The sequence below is a fragment of the Actinospineispora spinosispora DSM 44797 genome, assembly GCF_000429025.1.
Taxonomy (GTDB): domain Bacteria; phylum Actinomycetota; class Actinomycetes; order Mycobacteriales; family Pseudonocardiaceae; genus Pseudonocardia; species Pseudonocardia spinosispora.
Window position 1 is genome coordinate 538200 of the sequence record NZ_KE386834.1, and the last position, 18855, is coordinate 557054.

The 18855-nt window shown below is 71.6% G+C and carries 4 protein-coding genes; 3 read left to right on the forward strand and 1 reads right to left on the reverse strand.

The window, feature by feature from the left end; all coding sequences use genetic code 11:
• The first annotated feature begins 460 nt into the window (after window positions 1–460).
• From G406_RS0132015 to G406_RS0132025, 3 genes are all read left to right on the forward strand, one after another.
• Entirely contained in the window at window positions 461–4357 is a 3897-nt protein-coding gene (locus G406_RS0132015) for a non-ribosomal peptide synthetase (protein WP_028936964.1), read from the forward strand.
• Entirely contained in the window at window positions 4354–13923 is a 9570-nt protein-coding gene (locus tag G406_RS51215) for a non-ribosomal peptide synthetase (RefSeq protein WP_028936965.1), read from the forward strand. Before G406_RS0132015 ends, G406_RS51215 begins: the two co-directional genes overlap by 4 nt.
• A gap of 160 nt (window positions 13924–14083) precedes the next feature.
• Window positions 14084–17530 (forward strand): non-ribosomal peptide synthetase, encoded by a 3447-nt coding sequence (locus G406_RS0132025; RefSeq protein WP_028936966.1) that lies wholly within the window; start codon window positions 14084–14086, stop codon window positions 17528–17530.
• Window positions 17531–17537: 7 nt separating this feature from the next.
• Here G406_RS0132025 and G406_RS0132030 read toward each other — a convergent pair whose 3' ends face one another.
• Window positions 17538–18776: a hypothetical protein gene (locus G406_RS0132030; RefSeq protein WP_028936967.1), complete on the reverse strand. Its 1239-nt coding sequence runs from the start codon at window positions 18774–18776 to the stop codon at window positions 17538–17540.
• Window positions 18777–18855 lie beyond the last annotated feature (79 nt).

Sequence of the window (18855 nt, forward strand, 5' to 3'; positions counted from 1 at the left end):
GCTCCGCCGGTCTCCGATGGAGTTCCGGCGAAGGCAGCTCAACCAAGCGACGCAAGCGCAGCGCCAGCGAAGTTGGCTCCGCCGGTCTCCGAAGGAGTTCCGGCGAAGGCAGCTCAACCAAGCGACACAAGCCCAGCGCCAGCGAAGTTGGCTCCGCCAGTCTCCGAAGGAGTTCCGGCGAAGGCCGGGCAGTGGATGTCCGCGACAACCGCGCCTACGCAAGGAGGCGGCTCCCAAGGTGACGACAAGCGCGCGCCCGGCGACGAAGGAGCTTGTTTTTCTGGGAGTACCCCAGCGAGCGATAGCGAGCCGGGGTGGTCACAGAAAAACTCCGCGCGGAAGCCGCTTAAGGGCCAGCGTGACGCAGCTCCACCTTGTGTCTCTTGTTAGGCAAGCCTAGGTTTAGGTGGTTGCGGGTTGAACTAGAGCCACAGATTTGGGAGGACCTCGGCGGTGCAGGTTGTCTGACTCGAGGCGTATCCACGATGTCGTACCGCTGTCGCCGTTGCAGTCCGGGTTGTTCTTCCACGCGACCTCCGGCGACGCCGATGTGTACCGCTACCAGGTGGAACTGGAGATTCAGGGCCCGCTGGACGCGGCCCTGCTGCGACGCTGCGCCGACGCACTCCTGGAGCGGCACACCGCGCTGCGCACCGGATACCTGGCGGAGGAGACCGACGAACCGGTCGGTGTCGTCCTCGACGGGGTGAGCGTTCCCTGGCAGGAGGTCGACCTGACCGACGTGCCGGAGCCGGCGTCCCGGCTGCGCGGGCTCGCGGTCGGTGAACGCACCCGGCCGCTGCCGCTCGACGACCCGCCGCTGCTGCGCATGCTGCTGGTCAGGGTGGCGCCGGGCCGATCTGTGCTGGTTCTCACGGTGCACCACATCGTGCTGGATGGCTGGTCGATGCCGGTCCTACTGCGGGAGCTGTTCGCGCTGTACGCCGCCGGGGGTGACGGCACGGCGCTCCGCGCCGCGCGCCCGTTCCGCGACTACCTGGCCTGGCTCGCCGCGAAGGAAGAGCAGGACCCGCTCGCCCGGTGGCGGACGTCGTTGGAGGGGTTGAGCGGACCGACGCTCATCGGTACCCCGGGCTCGCCCGCCGACCTGCCGGTGCGCCTGCCGGTCGAACTGGACCGGGAGCTGTCCGGCCGGTTGACGAGGATGGCGCGGGAGCAGGGTGTCACGCTCAACACGGTGCTCTCGGTGCTCTGGGGGCTGCTGCTGAGCAGCGTCGCCGGGCGAACCGACATCGTGTTCGGCAGCACGGTGACCGGACGTCCCTCGGACCTGCCGGGTGCGGCCGACATGGTCGGGCTGTTCATCAACACGGTCCCGCTGCGGGTCCGGCTCGACCCGGGCGAGACCGTCGCGCAGCTGCTGCGACGGGTGCAGGACGAGCAGGTCGCGCTGCTGGACAGCCATCACGTCGGGCTCGGCCGGTTGCAGCGCGAGGCGGGTTTCGCGCCGCTGTTCGACACGCTGTTCGTGCTGGAGAGCTACCCCGGCGGTGAGCTGGGCGAGCTGCTGGCCGGTACCGGGCTGACCGTCGTTCCTCGGTCCGGCCAGGACGCGACGCACTATCCGCTGGTGCTGGTCGCGGTGCCGGGCGACCCGATGACCCTGCTGCTCAAGTACCAGCCCGCCGCGATCCCTCGGGAGCGTGTCGAGCAGCTGGCGAACCGGTTGCCGGAGCTGGCGGCGGAGCTCACCGAGCACCCGGACCGCCTGGTCGTCGCACTCGCCTCGCGCGCCGACGCCGAGGCGCGGCTGGTCGAGTCGTGGAACGACACCGAAGCACCCACGACCGACGCGACACTGGTGGACCTGGTCGAACAGTGGGCGGACCGGACGCCTGATGCGCCGGCGGTCCGCTGGTCCGGCGGTGAGCTGACCTACCGCGACCTCGACGAACAGGCCAACGCCCTCGCGCACCGCCTGATCGAGCAGGGTGTGGGCGCCGAGACGCCGGTGGGCCTGTACCTGTCTCGTTCACCGGACCTGGTCATCGCGATGCTGGCGGTAGGAAAGGCGGGCGGCGCGTTCGTCCCCCTGGACCCGGACTGGCCCGCCCTCAGAACCCAGTCGGTCGTAGCCAACGCACAAATCACCACGATCTGCACCCCCGCCCCCTCTCCCGATGGCACGAATGTGGCTTTAGGGACGTTGAACGTCCCTAAAGCCACGTTCGTGCCGGTCGATCGGGGTGGGGTGGGGGTCGGGGGGCGGCCGGAGCGGTGGGGTGACGGTGAGCAGGTCGCCTATGTGATCTACACGTCTGGGTCCACCGGAACGCCCAAGGGGGCGATGATCCGGCATCGGTCGATCGCCAATCGGATGGTGTGGCAGCAGGGGTTGCTGGGGTTCGGGCCGGGGGACGTCGCGCTGTTCAAGGCGCCGCTCGGGTTCGACATCTCGATCAACGAGATCTTCCTGCCGCTGACCACCGGCGCGGTGCTGGCGATCGCGGAGCCCGGGGCCGAGCGCGACGTCCAGTCGCTCGTGCGGCTGATCGCGCGGGAGCGGGTCAGCTTCTGCTACCTGGTGTCCTCGATGCTCGCCGCGATGCTGGAGCTGCCCGAGTTCACCGGTTCCTCGGGCTCGCTGCGGCACGTGTGGTGCGGTGGTGAGCTGCTCACCCCGGAGCTGTTCGCGCGGTTCCGCGCGTCGGTGGATGCCACGATGTACCACGGCTACGGCCCCGCCGAGGCCACGATCGGCGTCACCCACGAGATCTACCGCGCCGACGGCCTGCGCGACGGTGCGACGATCGGACGTCCCAACCCGAACACCCGGGTGCAGGTACTCGACGAGTTCCTCCGGCCCGTGCCGATCGGCGTGGTCGGCGAGCTGTACGTCGGCGGGCTGCTGCTCGGCCGGGGTTACGTCGGTGATCCGGTCCGGACCGCCGACCGGTTCGTCGCGGACCCGTTCGGCGCGGCGGGCGAGCGGCTCTACCGCACCGGCGACCTGGCCTGTTGGCTGCCCGACGGTCGGTTGAGGTTCGCCGGCCGGGGCGACAACCAGGTCAAGATCCGCGGCATGCGGGTGGAGCTGGAGGAGATCGAGTCGGTGCTCGCCGGGCATCCCGACCTCACCCAGGCCGTGGTGCTCGCACCGCTCGACGACACCGGGACCGCGCGGCTGGTCGGGTTCTACGCGGCTCGCGACGGTGCCGTCTCACCCGCGGTTCTGCGGAGCTGGCTCAAGGCACGGCTGGCCGAACACATGGTGCCGGCCGAGCTGGTCGAGCTGCCGTCGCTGCCGATCCAGCCGTCCGGCAAGGTCGATCGTGCGGAGCTGGCCAAGGCCGTTCCGCAGCCGAGCACCGAGTCGGTCGCGCCGGGCACGGCGACGGAGAAGCGCCTCCTGGAACTGTTCCGCACCGTCCTGGCACGTGAGGACCTCGGGGTCACCGACGACTTCTTCGCGTTCGGCGGGCACTCACTGCTGGCCACCCGGCTGGTCGTCGCGATCCGGTCGGAGTTCGAGCAACCGTTCGCCGTGCGCTCGCTGCTGGAGCAGCCGACCGTCGCGGAGCTGGCCGTGCTGCTGGACTCGGGCCAGGATCTGGCACGTCCGGCGTCGGGGGTGCTGTTCCCGCTGCGCCGGGACGGCTCGGGGCCACCGCTGTTCTGTGTCCACCCGGTGAGCGGGCTCGCCCAGGCCTACTCGGGTCTGCTCGGGGAGCTGCCGGACCGGCCGATCTACGGCCTGCAGGCACGCAGCCTCGTCACCGACACCGGTCTGCCGGTCGATCTGGAGGACATGGCCGAGCAGTACGTGCGGGAGATCCGCGAGGTGGCGCCGGCCGGGCCGTACCACCTGCTCGGCTGGTCGCTCGGCGGCACCGTCGCGCACCTGATGGCGTGCCTGCTCGTCGAGGCGGGTGAACGGGTGGAGACGCTCGCATTGCTCGACTCGATCCCGGGCCGGCTGCTCGGATCGGTCGACGAGAGCTGGTCGCTGGAACGGGGGCTCGCCCAGCTTCTGCGGGTGAGCGGTTACCCGGTGGACGCGGACCAGCTGGACCCCGGCCGCGCGCTGGAGACCATCGCCGGCGACGGCTCGCTCGGGGCGTTCACCAGCGACGACCTGTGCAATGTCGCGCTCAGCTGGCGCCACTCGGCGGGGCTGACGGCCAGGACGAACCCGGTGTACCCGGGGGAGCTGGAGCTGTTCCAGGCCGAGCGGGACGCGGACGGCCGCGATCTCGCCCAGGCATGGAAACCCCAGGTCAGCGGACCGATCCAGGTGCACCACGTGGACGCGACGCACTGGGACATGGCATTGCCGGGACCGCTTGCGCAGGTCGCGGCACGGCTACTCGCACGACCGGCGAAGGGTGGAGCATGACCGACAGCGATCTTGCCGCACGGCGGGCCGCTCTCCTGCGCAAGCGTCTCGCGCAAGCGGGCGTGAGCGGTGGCTCCCAGCAGAAGCAGATCACTCGGCGCTCCGACCCGACGAGCGCACCGCTGTCGCCTGCCCAGCGGCGCATGTGGGTTCTCGACCGCGCGGATCCCTCGGGTGTCGCCTACAACGTGTGCCTCGACGTCACCTTCACCGGCCGCCTGGACGTCCCGGCGCTGCGGGAGGCCTTCCGCGATCTGGTGGCCCGGCAGGAGGTACTGCGCACCCGCTACCCACTGGGCCCCGACCAGCTGCCTCTCCAGCGCATCGACCCGGCACCGGACGACTACCCGATCCCGCTGGTCGAGCGGCCGGCGGAAGAGGTCGACGAGCTGCTGACCGAACTGTCCGGCCACCGCTTCGACCTGGCCAGGGACTGGCCGATGCGCCTGGCCCTCTACCGGACCGGAGAGAACGAACACCGCCTGGGCCTGGTCGTACACCACATAGCCTGGGACGGCGGCACCTGGCCGGTCATCTCGAAAGACCTGACCGACGCCTACACCCACCAACAGCGAACGCAAGAACGGCAAGCCCAGCAGGCACAAGCCCAGCAACAGCAAACGCAACAACAGCAGGCCCAGCAGGCACAAACCCGGCAACAGCAAACGCAGCAAGGACAACCAGCAGTAGAGCCGGCTCCGCGAGTCTCCGAAGGAGTTCCGGCGAAGGCCGGCGCAGTGAATGTCCGCGATCAGGCTCCCGAGCCGAGCGGCGGCTCCCAGGGCGACGACAAGCGCGCGCCCGGCGACGAAGGAGCTTGTTTTTCTGGGAGTACCCCAGCGAGCGCCAGCGAGCCGGGGTGGTCACAGAAAAACTCCGCGCGAAACAGGCCCAAAAATACAGAGATCCAGTACGCAGACTGGGCCTCCGTCCAGGCCGATGCCAGGGCGCAGCCGGCCGACCGTGACTACTGGGTGGAGCGGCTCGCCGGCCTGCCCGGCGCGCTGCCCCTACCGGCGGACAGCCCGGGGGAACGCGGCGGCGGCCGGGTGTCGATGAGGTTCGGCCGGGACGAGACCGCTCGGTTCACCGCGCTCGCCGCCGCCCGGTCGGTCACCCCGTTCACCGCTCTGATCGCCGCGTTCGGTGCGCTGCTGCACCGCTACGGCGCGGGCACCGATCTGCCGATCGGTTCGGCGAGTATGAACCGGGACAATGCGCAGACGCAGGCGTTGATCGGCAACTTCGGCAACACCCTGCTGCTGCGGCTCGACGCGGCGGGCGACCCGAGTTTCGCCGAGCTGGTGCGCCGCGCCGACGAGGTGTGCTCCGGCGGGTTCGCCCACCAGGACATGCCGTATGACCAGGTCGTGGCGGCCTTGCGGGAGCGGGGCACAGACGGTGACCTGTTCAACGTCATGTTGCTGTTCCTCACCCAGGGGATGGTCGGGCCGGAGCTGCCGGGCGTCGACACGAGCTGGCGCACCGTGCACAACGGGACGACCCAGTTCGACCTGTCGCTCGAAGCGTTCCTGATCGACGGTGACCTGGAGATCGAGGCGACGTACTCGGCCGAGCTGTTCTCCGCCTCGCGGGTCACCGAGCTGCTGACCGACCTGCGCGGCCTGCTGCGCCAGGTCGCGGAGGATCCCCTGGCCCCGTTGTCCGCGCTCACCGTCCACGACTGGGGTGTCGAGACACCTCGGGCGCTGCCGAGCGCAACACCCACGCAGGCCGGTGACCAGGAGATCGAGCACCGCCTGCGCGCGCTGATGGCCGAGCTGCTTGAGTACGACGAGGTCCCGGCCGACGAGGACTTCTTCACCCTCGGCGGCAACTCGCTGCTGGCGACGAAGCTGGTCGCGCAGGTGCGGTCGGCGTTCGGCGCGGACGTCTCGGTGCGCACGATCGCGGAGAACCGCACTGCCGCGCGGCTCGCCTCGGTCATCTCCGGTTTCGGCCGCGCGGCCGACTGGCGTGAGGTGACCAAGAGCCCGGACATCGGCACCCGCCCGCTGTCGGTGCCGCAGCACGCGCTGTGGTTCCTGCACCAGATGACCGGGCCGTCGCCGGACTACAACCTGGCGTTCGCCCGCCGCCTGACCGGTGGTGTCGACCAGCCCGCGTTGCGGGCGGCGATCGCCGACCTCGTCGACCGGCACGACGTCCTGCGCGGCGTCATCAGCTCGGACGGGGTCGACGTACTCGACGTGGACACCGCCGCAGAGAAGGGCGCCCGGCTGCGGGTCGTCGAGTGTGGCGCCGACGAGCTGGACGCGGCGATCGACCGCGAGCTGCGCTACGAGTTCCGGCTCGATGCGGAACCCGCGTTCCGGCCGACGCTGTTGCGGACCGGCGCCGAGGAAGTACTGCTGATCCTGGCGCACCACACGGTGTCCGACGAGTGGTCCGAGACCGTGCTGTGCGCTGACCTGAGCACCGCCTACCGGGCGCGGGTCGGTGGCGCGGCACCGAAGTACGACGAGCTTCCCGTCGGCTACGCCGACTACGCCCGCTGGCAGCGCGGCGCACTGGACGGCGCGGAGCTGGAGCAGCAGCGCGCGTTCTGGCGGGAGACCCTGCGTGACCTGCCGGAGCAGGTCACGTTGCCGACCGACCGCCCCCGGCCGGCGGAGCCGTCGACCGGTGGTGACCTGGTGACGGTGCCGCTGCCGCGTCCGGTGCTGACCGGGCTGCGCGCGCTGGCGTCCGCGACCGGGAGCTCACCGTTCATCGTGTGGCACGCCCTCGTCGGGCTGCTGCTGGCCCGCAACGGTGCCGGTACCGACATCCCGGTCGGTACGCCGGTCGCGGGCCGTGGGTCCAGCTCGCTGCACGGTCTGGTCGGCATGTTCGTCAACAGCGTCGTGCTGCGGACCGACCTGAGCGGCAACCCGACGTTCCGTGAGCTGGTCGCCCGCGTCTCCGACGCGGATGTCAGCGCGTTCGCCAACCAGGACCTGCCGTTCGAGCGGGTCGTCGACCTCGTCGCGCCGCCCCGTGTGCTCGGCCGGTCGCCGCTGTTCCAGACCATGGTCGTCTACGGTGACGCCACACCGCCCACGCTGGGTCTGCCCGGCATCGAGGACGAGCCGCTGCCGGTACGGCTCGAGATCGCCAAGTTCGACCTGAGTTTCACCCTCATCGACACCGACGCCGACGAGCCGTCCGCGAGCATCCGGTACAGCACCGCGCTGTTCGACCGGAGCACCGCCGCACGGCTCGCCGCCGAGCTGCGCCAGCTCGCCGAACAGGTCGCCGCCGACCCGGACCTGCCGCTGGCCCGCATCGAGCACCTGCCGCCGGCCGAGCGCGACCAGATGCTGCACGGCTGGAACGACACCCGGGCGGCCACCTCGGACGTCACGCTGCCGGAGATGTTCGACGCGCAGGTGCGCGCGACACCGGACGCGGTCGCCGTCGTGTGCGGCGACCGGGAACTGACCTACCGCGAGCTCGACCGCTGGTCGGGCGGGCTGGCCGCGGAGCTACGCCGCCGTGGCGTCGGGCCGGAGCGCACGGTCGGCATCCACCTGGAACGGTCCCTGGAGATGATCGTCGCGCTGCTCGCGGTACAGCGCAGCGGCGGCGTGTTCGTCCCGCTGGAGCCGTCCTGGCCGGCGCGGCGCATCGCCGACACCCTGGCCACCTCACGCCCGGTCCTCGTGCTCTCGCAGGACCCGCTGAGCTGGACGGACGTACCGGCGATAGCGGTCGCGGAGTCGTCCGAGGAAGCGCCGCCGCTCCCGGATCTGGACCCGGAGAACCTCGCGTACGTCATGTACACGTCCGGGTCGACCGGCGTGCCGAAGGGCGCGATGATCCGGCACCGGGCCATCGCGAACCGGCTGCTGTGGCAGATCGACATGCTCGGTTTCGGTCCCGGGGACGCGGCTCTGTTCAAGGCGCCGCTCGGGTTCGACATCTCGATCAACGAAATCTTCCTGCCGCTCGTCTGCGGTGCCCGGCTCGTGGTGTGCGAACCCGGGCTGGAACGCGAGGTCGACGAGCTGGCCGCGCTGATCGGCAGGCAGCGGGTCACGTTCTGCTACCTCACCTCGTCGATGCTGGAGCTGCTCCTGGGCGTCGGTCGGCAGGGCGAGCTGACCTGCCTGCGGCACGTGTGGTGCGGCGGCGAGCTGCTCACCCCCGAGCTGTTCGCCCGCTTCCGGTCCCAGGTCGACGCGACGCTCTACCACGGCTACGGCCCGGCGGAGGCGACCATCGGGGTCAGCCACGAGATCTATCGCGAGGGCCACGAGCGCGGCGCCGTCACGATCGGCAAGCCCAACCCGAACACCGCGATCTACCTGCTCGACGAGCAGCTGCGCGCGGTCTCGGTCGGGGTCGCGGGCGAAATCCATCTCGGCGGCCTGCCGCTGGCGCGCGGCTACGTCGGTGAGCCGGTCCGCACCGCGGAACGGTTCGTCGCGGACCCCTTCGGATCGGCCGGTTCGCGCCTGTACCGCACCGGCGACCTGGCCAGATGGCGGAGCGACGGGGTGCTGGAGTTCCTCGGCCGCGCCGACAACCAGATCAAGATCCGGGGTATGCGGGTCGAGCTGGAGGAGATCGAAGCCGCGCTCGCCCGGCACCCCGACGTGCGTCAGTGCGCGGTCCGTACCCACGAGGGCCCGACCACCCGGCTGGTCGGCTACCAGGTGCCGGTCGAGGGCACCGGCCTCGACAGCGCAACCCTGCGGGACTGGCTCACCGGGCAGCTTCCCTCGCACATGGTGCCGGACACGATCGTCACTCTGGACGCGTTGCCGATGCTTCCCTCTGGCAAGATCGACCGCGCCGCGCTGCCCGCCCCGGTCCTCACCCGAGGCAGCTCCCGTGCCCCCAGCGGCGAACGGGAGACTCAGCTCGCGGCGCTGTTCGCCGAGGTACTGGGGTTGAGCGACCCGGGAGCCGAGGACGACTTCTTCTCACTCGGCGGCGACAGCATCTCCTCCATCGCGCTGGTATCGGCGGCCCGGGGGCTGGGACTGCGGTTCACCGTGCGCGACGTGTTCGCCGCACCGACGATCGCCGCGCTCGCGCCGCTCGTCACCGACGTCGAACCGGACACCGAGATCGCCGAGGGGCCCGACGACCGCACCGAGCTGCCGCTGTCGCCGTTGCAGCGGGGACTGGTGTTCCATTCGCTCGCCGACGAGACCGTCGCCGACGCCTACCTCGCCCAACCTGTCCTGACCTTCACCGGCGGCGTCGACCCGGAGCGTCTGCGCGCCGCGCTGCACGCGGTCGTGCACCGGCACGACAGCCTGCGCGCCGCGTTCCTGCACGAGGGACGGCGCGACCCGGTCGCGGTGATCGCCGAGACGGTCGAGGTGCCGTGGGACGAGGTGGACCTGCGCGACGCTAATGCGTCGACAACGAACCTTCGTGGTCAACGCACTACCGAGGACCGCTGGACCGAGCTGCGCCGCGAGCGCAGCACCCGATTCAGGCTGGACCGCGCGCCGCTGATGCGCGCCACCCTGGCCCGGGTCGGCGAGGACGAGCACCGGCTGCTGCTGACCAACCACCACCTGCTGCTCGACGGCTGGTCACTGCCGCTGCTGGTCACCGACCTGCTGGCCGCCTACGCCGACGGTTCGCTGCCGCCCGCGCCCGGCCAGTACCCGCGCTACCTGGACTGGCTGGCCCGACGCGACCACGCCGCCGCCGAGCAGGCCTGGCGCACCGCACTGGACGGCGTCACCGGACCGACGCTGCTGGCCGGCGTCGAGGAGCACCCCTACCAACCGTCCGAGCAGCTGCGGTTGCAGCTCGGACCTGACCTGACCGCCGACCTGACGACGCTCGCCCGTGCGCACGGCGTCACGCTCAACAGTGTCTTGATGGCCGGCTGGGGAACGCTGCTCGGCGTCCTGACCGGTGAGCCGGACGTGCTGTTCGGCATGACCGTGTCCGGCAGGCCGACCGAGCTGCCGGAGGCGGCGCGCACCGTCGGGCTGTTCATCAACACGATCCCCGCGCGCGTCACGGCCGCTCCGGACGACACCGTCGGCGCGCTGCTGCGCCGCGTGCAGGCCGACCAGGTCGACCTGCTGGAACACCAGCACCTGGGGCTGGCCGACATCCAGCGCGCGGTCGGGCTCGGCGAGCTGTTCGACACGCTGCTGGTGTTCGAGAGCTACCCGATGCAGCGTTCCACGCTGGAGGACACCGCGCGCCGGGGCGGGCTGACGCTGGCCGATGTCGACGCGCACGACGACACCCACTACCCGCTGACCGCGCTCGTGCTGCCCGGCGAGGACCTGCGCATCTCGCTGAAGTACCAGCCCTCGGTGTTCGACGCCGAGCACATCCGGTCGCTGGGTGAACGACTGCGTGCGGTGCTGGCGCGCTTCGTCGAGGCACCCGAGGCTCTCCTCGCGCAGCTGAACCCGCTGTTGCCCGGCGAGACCAGCAGCTTCACCGGCGCGACCGCCCGCGAAGGCGACGTCGGGGCCGACATCGTCGCGGCCGCCGTGCGGTGGCCCGACCGGGTCGCGCTGAGCGTCGAGGGCGAGCACCTGACCTATGCGCAGCTGGATGCGAGGATCAATCAGGTCACCTGGGCGTTGCTGGAGCGGGGCGCGGGCCCGGAGAAGACCGTCGGCGTCGCGGCCCGCAGGGGCGTGGAGCTGATCGTCGCCCTGCTGGCCACGATGCGGTCCGGTTCGGCGTTCCTCCCGCTCGACCCGGACCAGCCGGCGGCTCGCCTGTCGGCGATGCTCTCCGAGGCCGACCCGGTCGTCGTGCTGACCACGTCCGATCTCGCGGCGGGCCTGCCGGGGTCGGTCGCCGTCGACCAGATCACCGGGGGACCGACGGTCACACCGGCCGTTCCGGTCGACCCGCAACACCCGGCGTACGTCATCTACACCTCCGGCTCCACCGGCCGCCCCAAGGGCGCCGTGCTGACCAGGGGCGCCCTGTACAACCGGCTCTCCTGGATGGCCGAGCACTACGGCTTCGACCACACCGACGTCATCGCACAGAAGACCCCCGCCGGTTTCGACGTGTCGGTCTGGGAGTTCTTCCTGCCGTTCATGATCGGCGCGCGGCTCGTCGTGGCCCGCCCCGACGGGCACCGCGACCCGGCCTACCTGGTCGAGCTGATCCGCCGCGAATCGGTGACCAGCGTGCACTTCGTGCCGTCGATGCTGCGGGCGTTCCTCACCGATCCGGAGGTGGCCGAATGCCGGTCGCTGCGCAGGGTGCTGTGCAGCGGCGAGGAGCTGAGCACCGAACTGGCGGCCCGCTGCGTCGAGCTGCTTGCCGGGGTACAGCTGCACAACCTGTACGGACCGACCGAGGCCACGATCGACGTCACCGCCGCCCGCTACGACGGGCAGCGGGGATCGGGTGTGCCGATCGGGCGGGCGATCGACGGCGTGCACCTGCGGGTGCTCGACGCGTTCCTGCGTCCGGTCCCGCCCGGTGTCCCCGGCGAGCTGTACCTGGGTGGCGTCCAGCTGGCCAGGGGATACCTGAACCGGCCCGGCCTGAGCGCCGCGAGCTTCGTCGCGGACCCCCTGGGCCCGCCGGGTGCAAGGCTGTACCGCACGGGCGACATCGTGCGCGCCGAACCCGACGGAACCTGCGTCTACCTCGGCCGTAGTGACCACCAGGTGAAGATCCGGGGCGTCCGGGTCGAGCCGGGCGAGGCGGAAGCGGTGCTGCGTGCCCAGCCGGGGATCACCGGAGCGGCGGTCGTCCCGCGTGACGACGGCCCGAGCGGCACCTGGCTGGTCGGGTACGTGGTCGCGGACGACACCGTGGACGTGCGGGCACTGCGCGACGCGGTGGCCGCCGAGCTGCCGGACCAGTTCGTGCCGGCCGCGATCGTCCTGCTCGACGCGCTGCCGCTGACGTCGTCCGGCAAGCTGGACCGGCGGTCGCTACCTGCCCCGGTGCGCGAGTCCGGGCAGGCCTCGCGGGCGCCAGACGGCCCGGTCGAGACGCAGCTGTGCGCGCTGTTCGCCGACGTACTGGGCCTGGACACGGTGGGTGTCGACGGCAACTTCTTCGCGCTCGGCGGCGACAGCATCTCCGCGCTGCGCCTCGCCTCGCTCGCCCGCCCGCTGGGCCTGGCCTTCTCCCCGAAGCAGGTGTTCGAGGCCAAGACCCCCGAGGCGTTGGCGCTGGTCACCCGGCACGTGGAGACCGCGCACGCGGACCGGGACGGCGCGGGTGACGTGCCGCTGATGCCGATCATGCACCGGTTGCTGGACCGGGGCGGGCCGTATGAGGCGTTCTCCCAGTCCGTCCTGCTGCACACCCCGGCGGGACTGACCTTGCCGGCGCTGACCGACGGCCTCGCCGCGGTGGTCGCCGCGCACGACATGCTGCGCGCCCGGCTGGTGCTCGACGGCGAGCCCCGGCTGTACGTCGAACGCGAGGGCCAAGGTCCCACGCCGACGCGGGTGGACGGCGTGCCGGGCACCGAGGAGATCGCGGCGGCCGAGCAGGACCTCGTGCGGGCGCTCGACCCGGTGGCGGGCGACATGGTGCGTGTCGTCTGGTTCGACGGCGGCCCGACCGAACGCGGGCGGCTGCTGATCGTTGCGCACCACCTCGTGGTGGACGGCGTGTCCTGGCGCATCTTGATCGGCGACCTCGCCGGTGCCTGCCGGGGCGACGCGGTCGCGCCGGTCCGGACCTCGATGCGGGCCTGGGCCACCGGCCTGCGCCGCCGTGCCCCGGAGCTGGCCGACCAGCTGCCCACCTGGCTGACCATGCTGGCCGGCGATCCGCCGCGCCTGGGCAACCGCGCACCGGACCCGGAACGTGACGTGCTCGCGGCCACCGAACGCCTGGTCGTCCGGGTGCCGAAGGACGTCACGAGTGAGGTACTGACATCCCTGCCCCAGACACTGCGGGCGCAGACTCAGGATGTGCTGCTCGCCGCACTGCTCGCGGCGGTCGCACGCGGCGGGGACGCCGCGCCGCTCATCCGGCTGGAAGGTCACGGTCGGGAGGAGGAACTGGTCGACGGCGCCGACCTGACCCGAACGGTCGGCTGGTTCACCAGCGCCTTCCCGGTCCGGCTCGACGCGACCGGCGTGAACGTCGACGACGTGTTCGCGGGCGGCCCGGCCGCGGGAACACTGGTCAAGCGGGTGCGCGAGACGTTGCGGGCGCTGCCCGACCGGGGAGCCGGCTACGGCGTGCTGCGCTACCTCGACCCGGCGTCCGCCGCCCGGCTGGCGCCGCTGCCCGAGCCGCTCATCGGCTTCAACTACCTCGGTCGGTTCGACTCGACCTCGGGTGGTGACTGGGCACTGGACGCGGGCGCCCTGGGCGGCGGCGGTGACCCCCGGATGCGCGTCTCGCATCCGCTGGACATCAACGTGCTGGTCGACTCCTCGGGCATGCGTGCCTCGTTCACGTACCTGCCCGAGGTCGTCCCGGACGTGCAGGCCACCGCCGACTCGTGGGTCGCGGCACTGCACGCACTGGTCTCGCACGCTGCACGCCCGGAGTCCGCCGAGGTCAGCGCGGAGGACCTGAACTTGGTGAACGTGAACGCCAGCCAGCTCGATCGCCTCCGGAAGAGGTTCGGGTGAGCACCGGATCCCGCACCCCGCGAGTCGGGCACCTCAGCACAGCGAGTCGGGCGTCACAGCACACCGAGTTGGGCACACCGGCACAGGCACCTGTGCCAGGACTCCCGACTCAGTGTGCTGAAACCCCCGACTCGCGGAACGTCGGAAAGGACGAGCCAGCATGACCGTGGACACAATTCTGGACGAGGTTAGGGCGCTGCTCACCGACGACGGTGACGTGCCCAGTGACACCGACAACCTCATCGAGTGGGGTCTGGACTCGATCGCTCTGATGAGCATGGCCAGCCGGTGGCGCCGCGACGGCATCGAGGTGTCGTTCGGTGAGCTGGCCGCCGAGCCGACACTGGGCCGGTGGCGGGAGATCCTGCGGGCGAGCGCCGGGGAGCCGGCCCCGGCCGACGAAGCGCCGGAGACCCACACCGAGGGTGATGCGTTCGGGCTGGCGCCGCTGCAGCACGCCTACTGGATCGGCCGGCAGGACGGCCAGGAGCTGGGCGGGGTCGCCGCGCACCTGTACACCGAGTTCGACGGGACCGGCGTCGACCCGGAGCGGCTGGCGCGCGCGGTCACCTCGGTGCTGCGCAGGCACCCGATGCTGCGGGTGACCGTCACCGGTGACGGTACCCAGCGGGTGCTGCCGGAACGCGACTACGCGCCGATCACCGTCGTCGACCTGCGCGAGGACCCGGACGTCGAGTCGGCCCTCGAGGAGCTGCGGTCGCGGCGTTCGCACGAGCTGCTGGACATCGAGGCGGGCCAGGTGTTCGACATCGGCCTGACGCTGCTGCCCGAGGGCCGCACCCGCCTGCACGTGGACGTCGACATGGTCGCGGCCGACGCGCGGAGCTACCGCATCCTGCTGGCCGACCTGGCTCGCAGCTACGCCGAGGACCGAGAGCTGGGCGACGCGCCGAGCTACGGCTTCGCCCGCTACCTCGCCGAGCACGAACGCTCCGTCGCGCCGGCCGTGGAACGCGCAGCGCAGTGGTGGCGCGACCAGCTCGACGAGCTGCCGGGCGCACCCGAGCTGCCCATCGACACCCAGGCCGCCGAGCCGGGCCGCACCGGACGGCGATCCCGGCTGTTGTCGCCCCGGCTGCGCGACCGGCTCGCCGACCGCGCGCGCCGGCACGGCGTGACCCTGGCGATGGCGCTGGCAGCCGTGTACGCCGAAGTGATCGGCGGGTGGAGCGCGCAGAGCCGGTTCCTGCTGAACGTCCCGCTGTTCGACCGCGAGCCGCTGCACCCGGACATCGCCGAGCTGATCGGCGACTTCACCTCCTCGGTCCTGCTCGACGTGGACCTGCGCGAGCCACGCGACTTCACCACCAGGGCCCGCGCGCTGCAGGCACAGCTGCACGAGCGCGCCGAGCACGCCGCGTTCTCCGGCGTGCACGTGCTGCGAGAGCTGACCAGGGCACGCGGTGAACAGGTCGTCGCGCCGGTCGTGTTCACCAGCGCGCTGGGCCTCGGCGAGCTGTTCGATGCACGGGTCCTCGGTGAGTTCGGCGACCCGGTGTGGATCATCTCGCAGGGCCCGCAGGTGCTGCTCGACGCGCAGGTGACCGAGCTGCACGGCGGTGTGCTGGTCAACTGGGACGTCCGGGAGAACCTGCTGATGCCCGGCGTCGCCGACGCGATGTTCGAGACGTTCTGCGCGCTGATCGACCGGCTCGCCGACGACGACACGGCGTGGACCGAGCCGGTGACCGACCTGCTGCGCCCCGAGCAGCGCGCGGTACGCCAACGGGTCAACGACACGGCGGGGGAGTTCCGGCCGAGGTGCCTGCACGAACCGTTCTTCACCAATGCCGCGCGCACCCCGGACTCGCCCGCACTGCTCTGGGGCGCGACCGGGACCTGGAGCTACGGCGAGCTCGCCGGACGCGCGTTGAACGTCGCCGGAGCCCTGCGCCGGCACGGCGTGCGGGTCGGTGACCCGGTCGCGGTGGGCCTGCCGAAGGGCCCGGAGCAGGTCGCCGCGATCCTCGGGGTACTCGCCGCGGGCGGCAGCTACCTGCCGATCGGCGCCGACCAGCCGGACAGCAGGCTGCACAAAATCCTGGGCATCGCGGACGCCTCGGTGATCGTGACCGACCGCGACCCGTCGGTCCTGGACGGGGTCACCGTGCTGGCGCCCGCCACCGTCCTCGACTGGCCGGACCCGCTGCCCGCGCCCGAGATCGCGGACCCCTCCTCGACCGGGTACCTGCTGTTCACCTCCGGCTCCACCGGAGAACCCAAGGGCGTCGAGGTACCGCACACGGCGGCGATGAACACGATCGACGACCTCGTCTCCCGCTACGGCCTCGGACGCCGCGACCGCGCGCTCGGCGTGTCCGCGATGGAGTTCGACCTGTCGGTGTTCGACGTGTTCGGCATGCTGTCCGCCGGCGGTTCGGTCGTCGTGGTCCGCGAGGAGGAACGCAAGGAGGCCGCCGACTGGGCACGGCTGGTGCGCGAGCGCGGCGTCACCGTGCTGAACTGCGTGCCTGCGTTGCTGGACATGTTGCTCACCGTCGGTACAGCGGAACCGGGCGGTCTCGGCACCACCCTGCGGCTCGTCCTGCTTGGCGGCGACTGGGTGGGTGTCGACCTGCCGGTGCGGCTGGCCGAGCAGCTGCCGCGCTGCCGGTTCGTCGGTCTCGGCGGGACCACGGAGACCGCGATCCACTCCACCGAATGCGAGGTCGTCGACGCCAAGGTGCCGCCGCACTGGCGCGCCGTGCCCTACGGCGTGCCGCTGCGCAACGTCGCCTGCCGGGTCACCGACGAACAGGGCCGCGACCGCCCGGACTGGGTCATCGGCGAGGTGTGGATCGGCGGTACCGGTGTGGCGACCGGCTACCGGGGCGACCCGGAACGCACCGCCGAGAAGTTCGTCCTGCGCGAGGGCAAGCGCTGGTACCGCACCGGCGACCTGGGCCGCTACTGGCGCGACGGCACCCTGGAGTTCCTCGGTCGCGCCGACCATCAGGTGAAGCTGCGCGGCTACCGGGTGGAGCTCGGTGAGGTGGAGGCGGCGCTCGCCGCGCAGCCGGGAGCCCGCCGAGCGGTCGCCAGGTTGTTCACCCGCCGCGGGGGTTCGCTGCAGGCCGTCGTCGCGGGCGAGGCGGGCCTCGACGAGGCCACGCTGCGCGAGGGTGTGACGGAGCTGCTGCCGAGCTACATGATTCCGGAGCGCATCGTCGTCGTCGACGAGCTGCCGTTGACCCGCAACGGCAAGCCGGACCGTCGCGCCATCGCCGCGCTGCTGGACTCGGCCACCGACACGTCCTCGGCCGAACCCGCACAGCCGCGCAGCGCGCTGGAGAAGGTCCTGCTGCAGGTCTGGCGCGAGACCCTGGAGGACGAGACGCTCGGCATCGAGGACGACTTCCTGTCCAGCGGCGGCGACTCGGTGCTGGCCACCCGGATCGTTGCGGGGCTGCGCGAGGCGTTGCAGACCGACGAGATCCGGGTCCGCGACGTGTTCACCTCCCGCACCGTCGCGGCGCTCGCCGAGACGATGCTGGCGAGCGACTCCCGGTGGGAGGAGATCGCGGCGATCTCCCTGGAAGTCAGCGCGATGTCGGAGGAGGAGCTGGAACTGGAGCTGCGCAAGTAGCGCGGGCTCAGACGGAGCCGGACAGCAACGCGTAGGCGACCTGCTGTCCGGCGACGTCGGAATGCCCCGAGATGAACTGGTCGGACAGCAGGTTGTGCGGCGCACCCGGCCGCCACGAGTACGCGCCACCGACCGGCAGCAGCGTGGCCGGCACGGCCTCTGGCGTGTTGAGCGCGCCGTTGTGGCCGAGCGCGCCGTACAGGTCGGTCGCGCCACCGGGTGCCACCAGATCGGCGTTGAAGTCGCCCGCGACCCGCGAGGCCAGTGCGTAGGCGATGCCCAGCAGCACGTCGTTGACCGTGTAGGTGATCAGCATCGGTCCGGTGACGCGATGCCTGTCGATCACCGGGCGGAAGTAGCCGGGACGGCCGGTGCCCCAGTTGTCGGCGAACCCGTACTGCGAGAAGGCACCCTGCAGCAGGCTCAGCGTGGAGACGGCCTTGTCCCCGGTGAGCGCGCCCGCCGCGGCGGTGACCAACCGCGCACCGAAGCTGTGGCCGACGAGGTGCAGCCGAAGGCCGGGCCTGGTCAGCTCGCTCAGCAGCGGCGCGAGCCCCAGCGTGCCGACGGTGCCCGCGCGGGCCTTCATCTCGTAGAACGTGAGGTAGTTCAGCAGGTTGGTCGCCGCGTCCCAGGCCCCACCGGCACGAGCCGGAGCCGGGGCCGGCGGTCTGGCCAGGCGGCTCATCAGGATGTCGCCGGACACCGCGAACATCTCGGTCGACGCGTCGTCCGGGCTCGCCGCCGCCGGGCTGACCAGCGACCGCAGCGACTCGGCGAACTCCGCCCTCGCCGGTTCCTGGTTCGGCAGCTTCGGCACCAGCGCGCTCGCCCGGTCCAGGGTGCGCTGCGCCTGGGGTCCGGGGAACACGGCGCGCATCCGTTGCACCCCGGCGAGGACCCGCGCACCGTCGCTCTCCGGAGCGACCACGGCCGCGGTGTGTGAACCCGAGGCGACGAGGTCGGCGAACTGCTTCGACGGCCAGATCGTCCCGGCGATCGCGGGCCGCCGACCGGCGAGCGCGGGAACCGCACCGGAGTCGAACACGGCCCGCAGCGATGCGGCGAGCGCCCCGTAGAGCTGGCGCGCGCCGTCGGCGTCGTTGTTCCACCCGTGCCCGAACACCCACAGATCGGTGACGTCGGCCTGTCCGGCGAGCGCCCGCACGGCATCGGTCCCGCCGAGCACGCCCCCACCGCTGTCGAACTGGACCTCCGCGTACGGGAACCCCGACAGATCAGCCACAGCACAGCTCCCCACCCCGGGCCCCGCGTTGGCCCGATCCGACCACCAGTGTGCCCGCTGGACCCACACCCCACGCCCC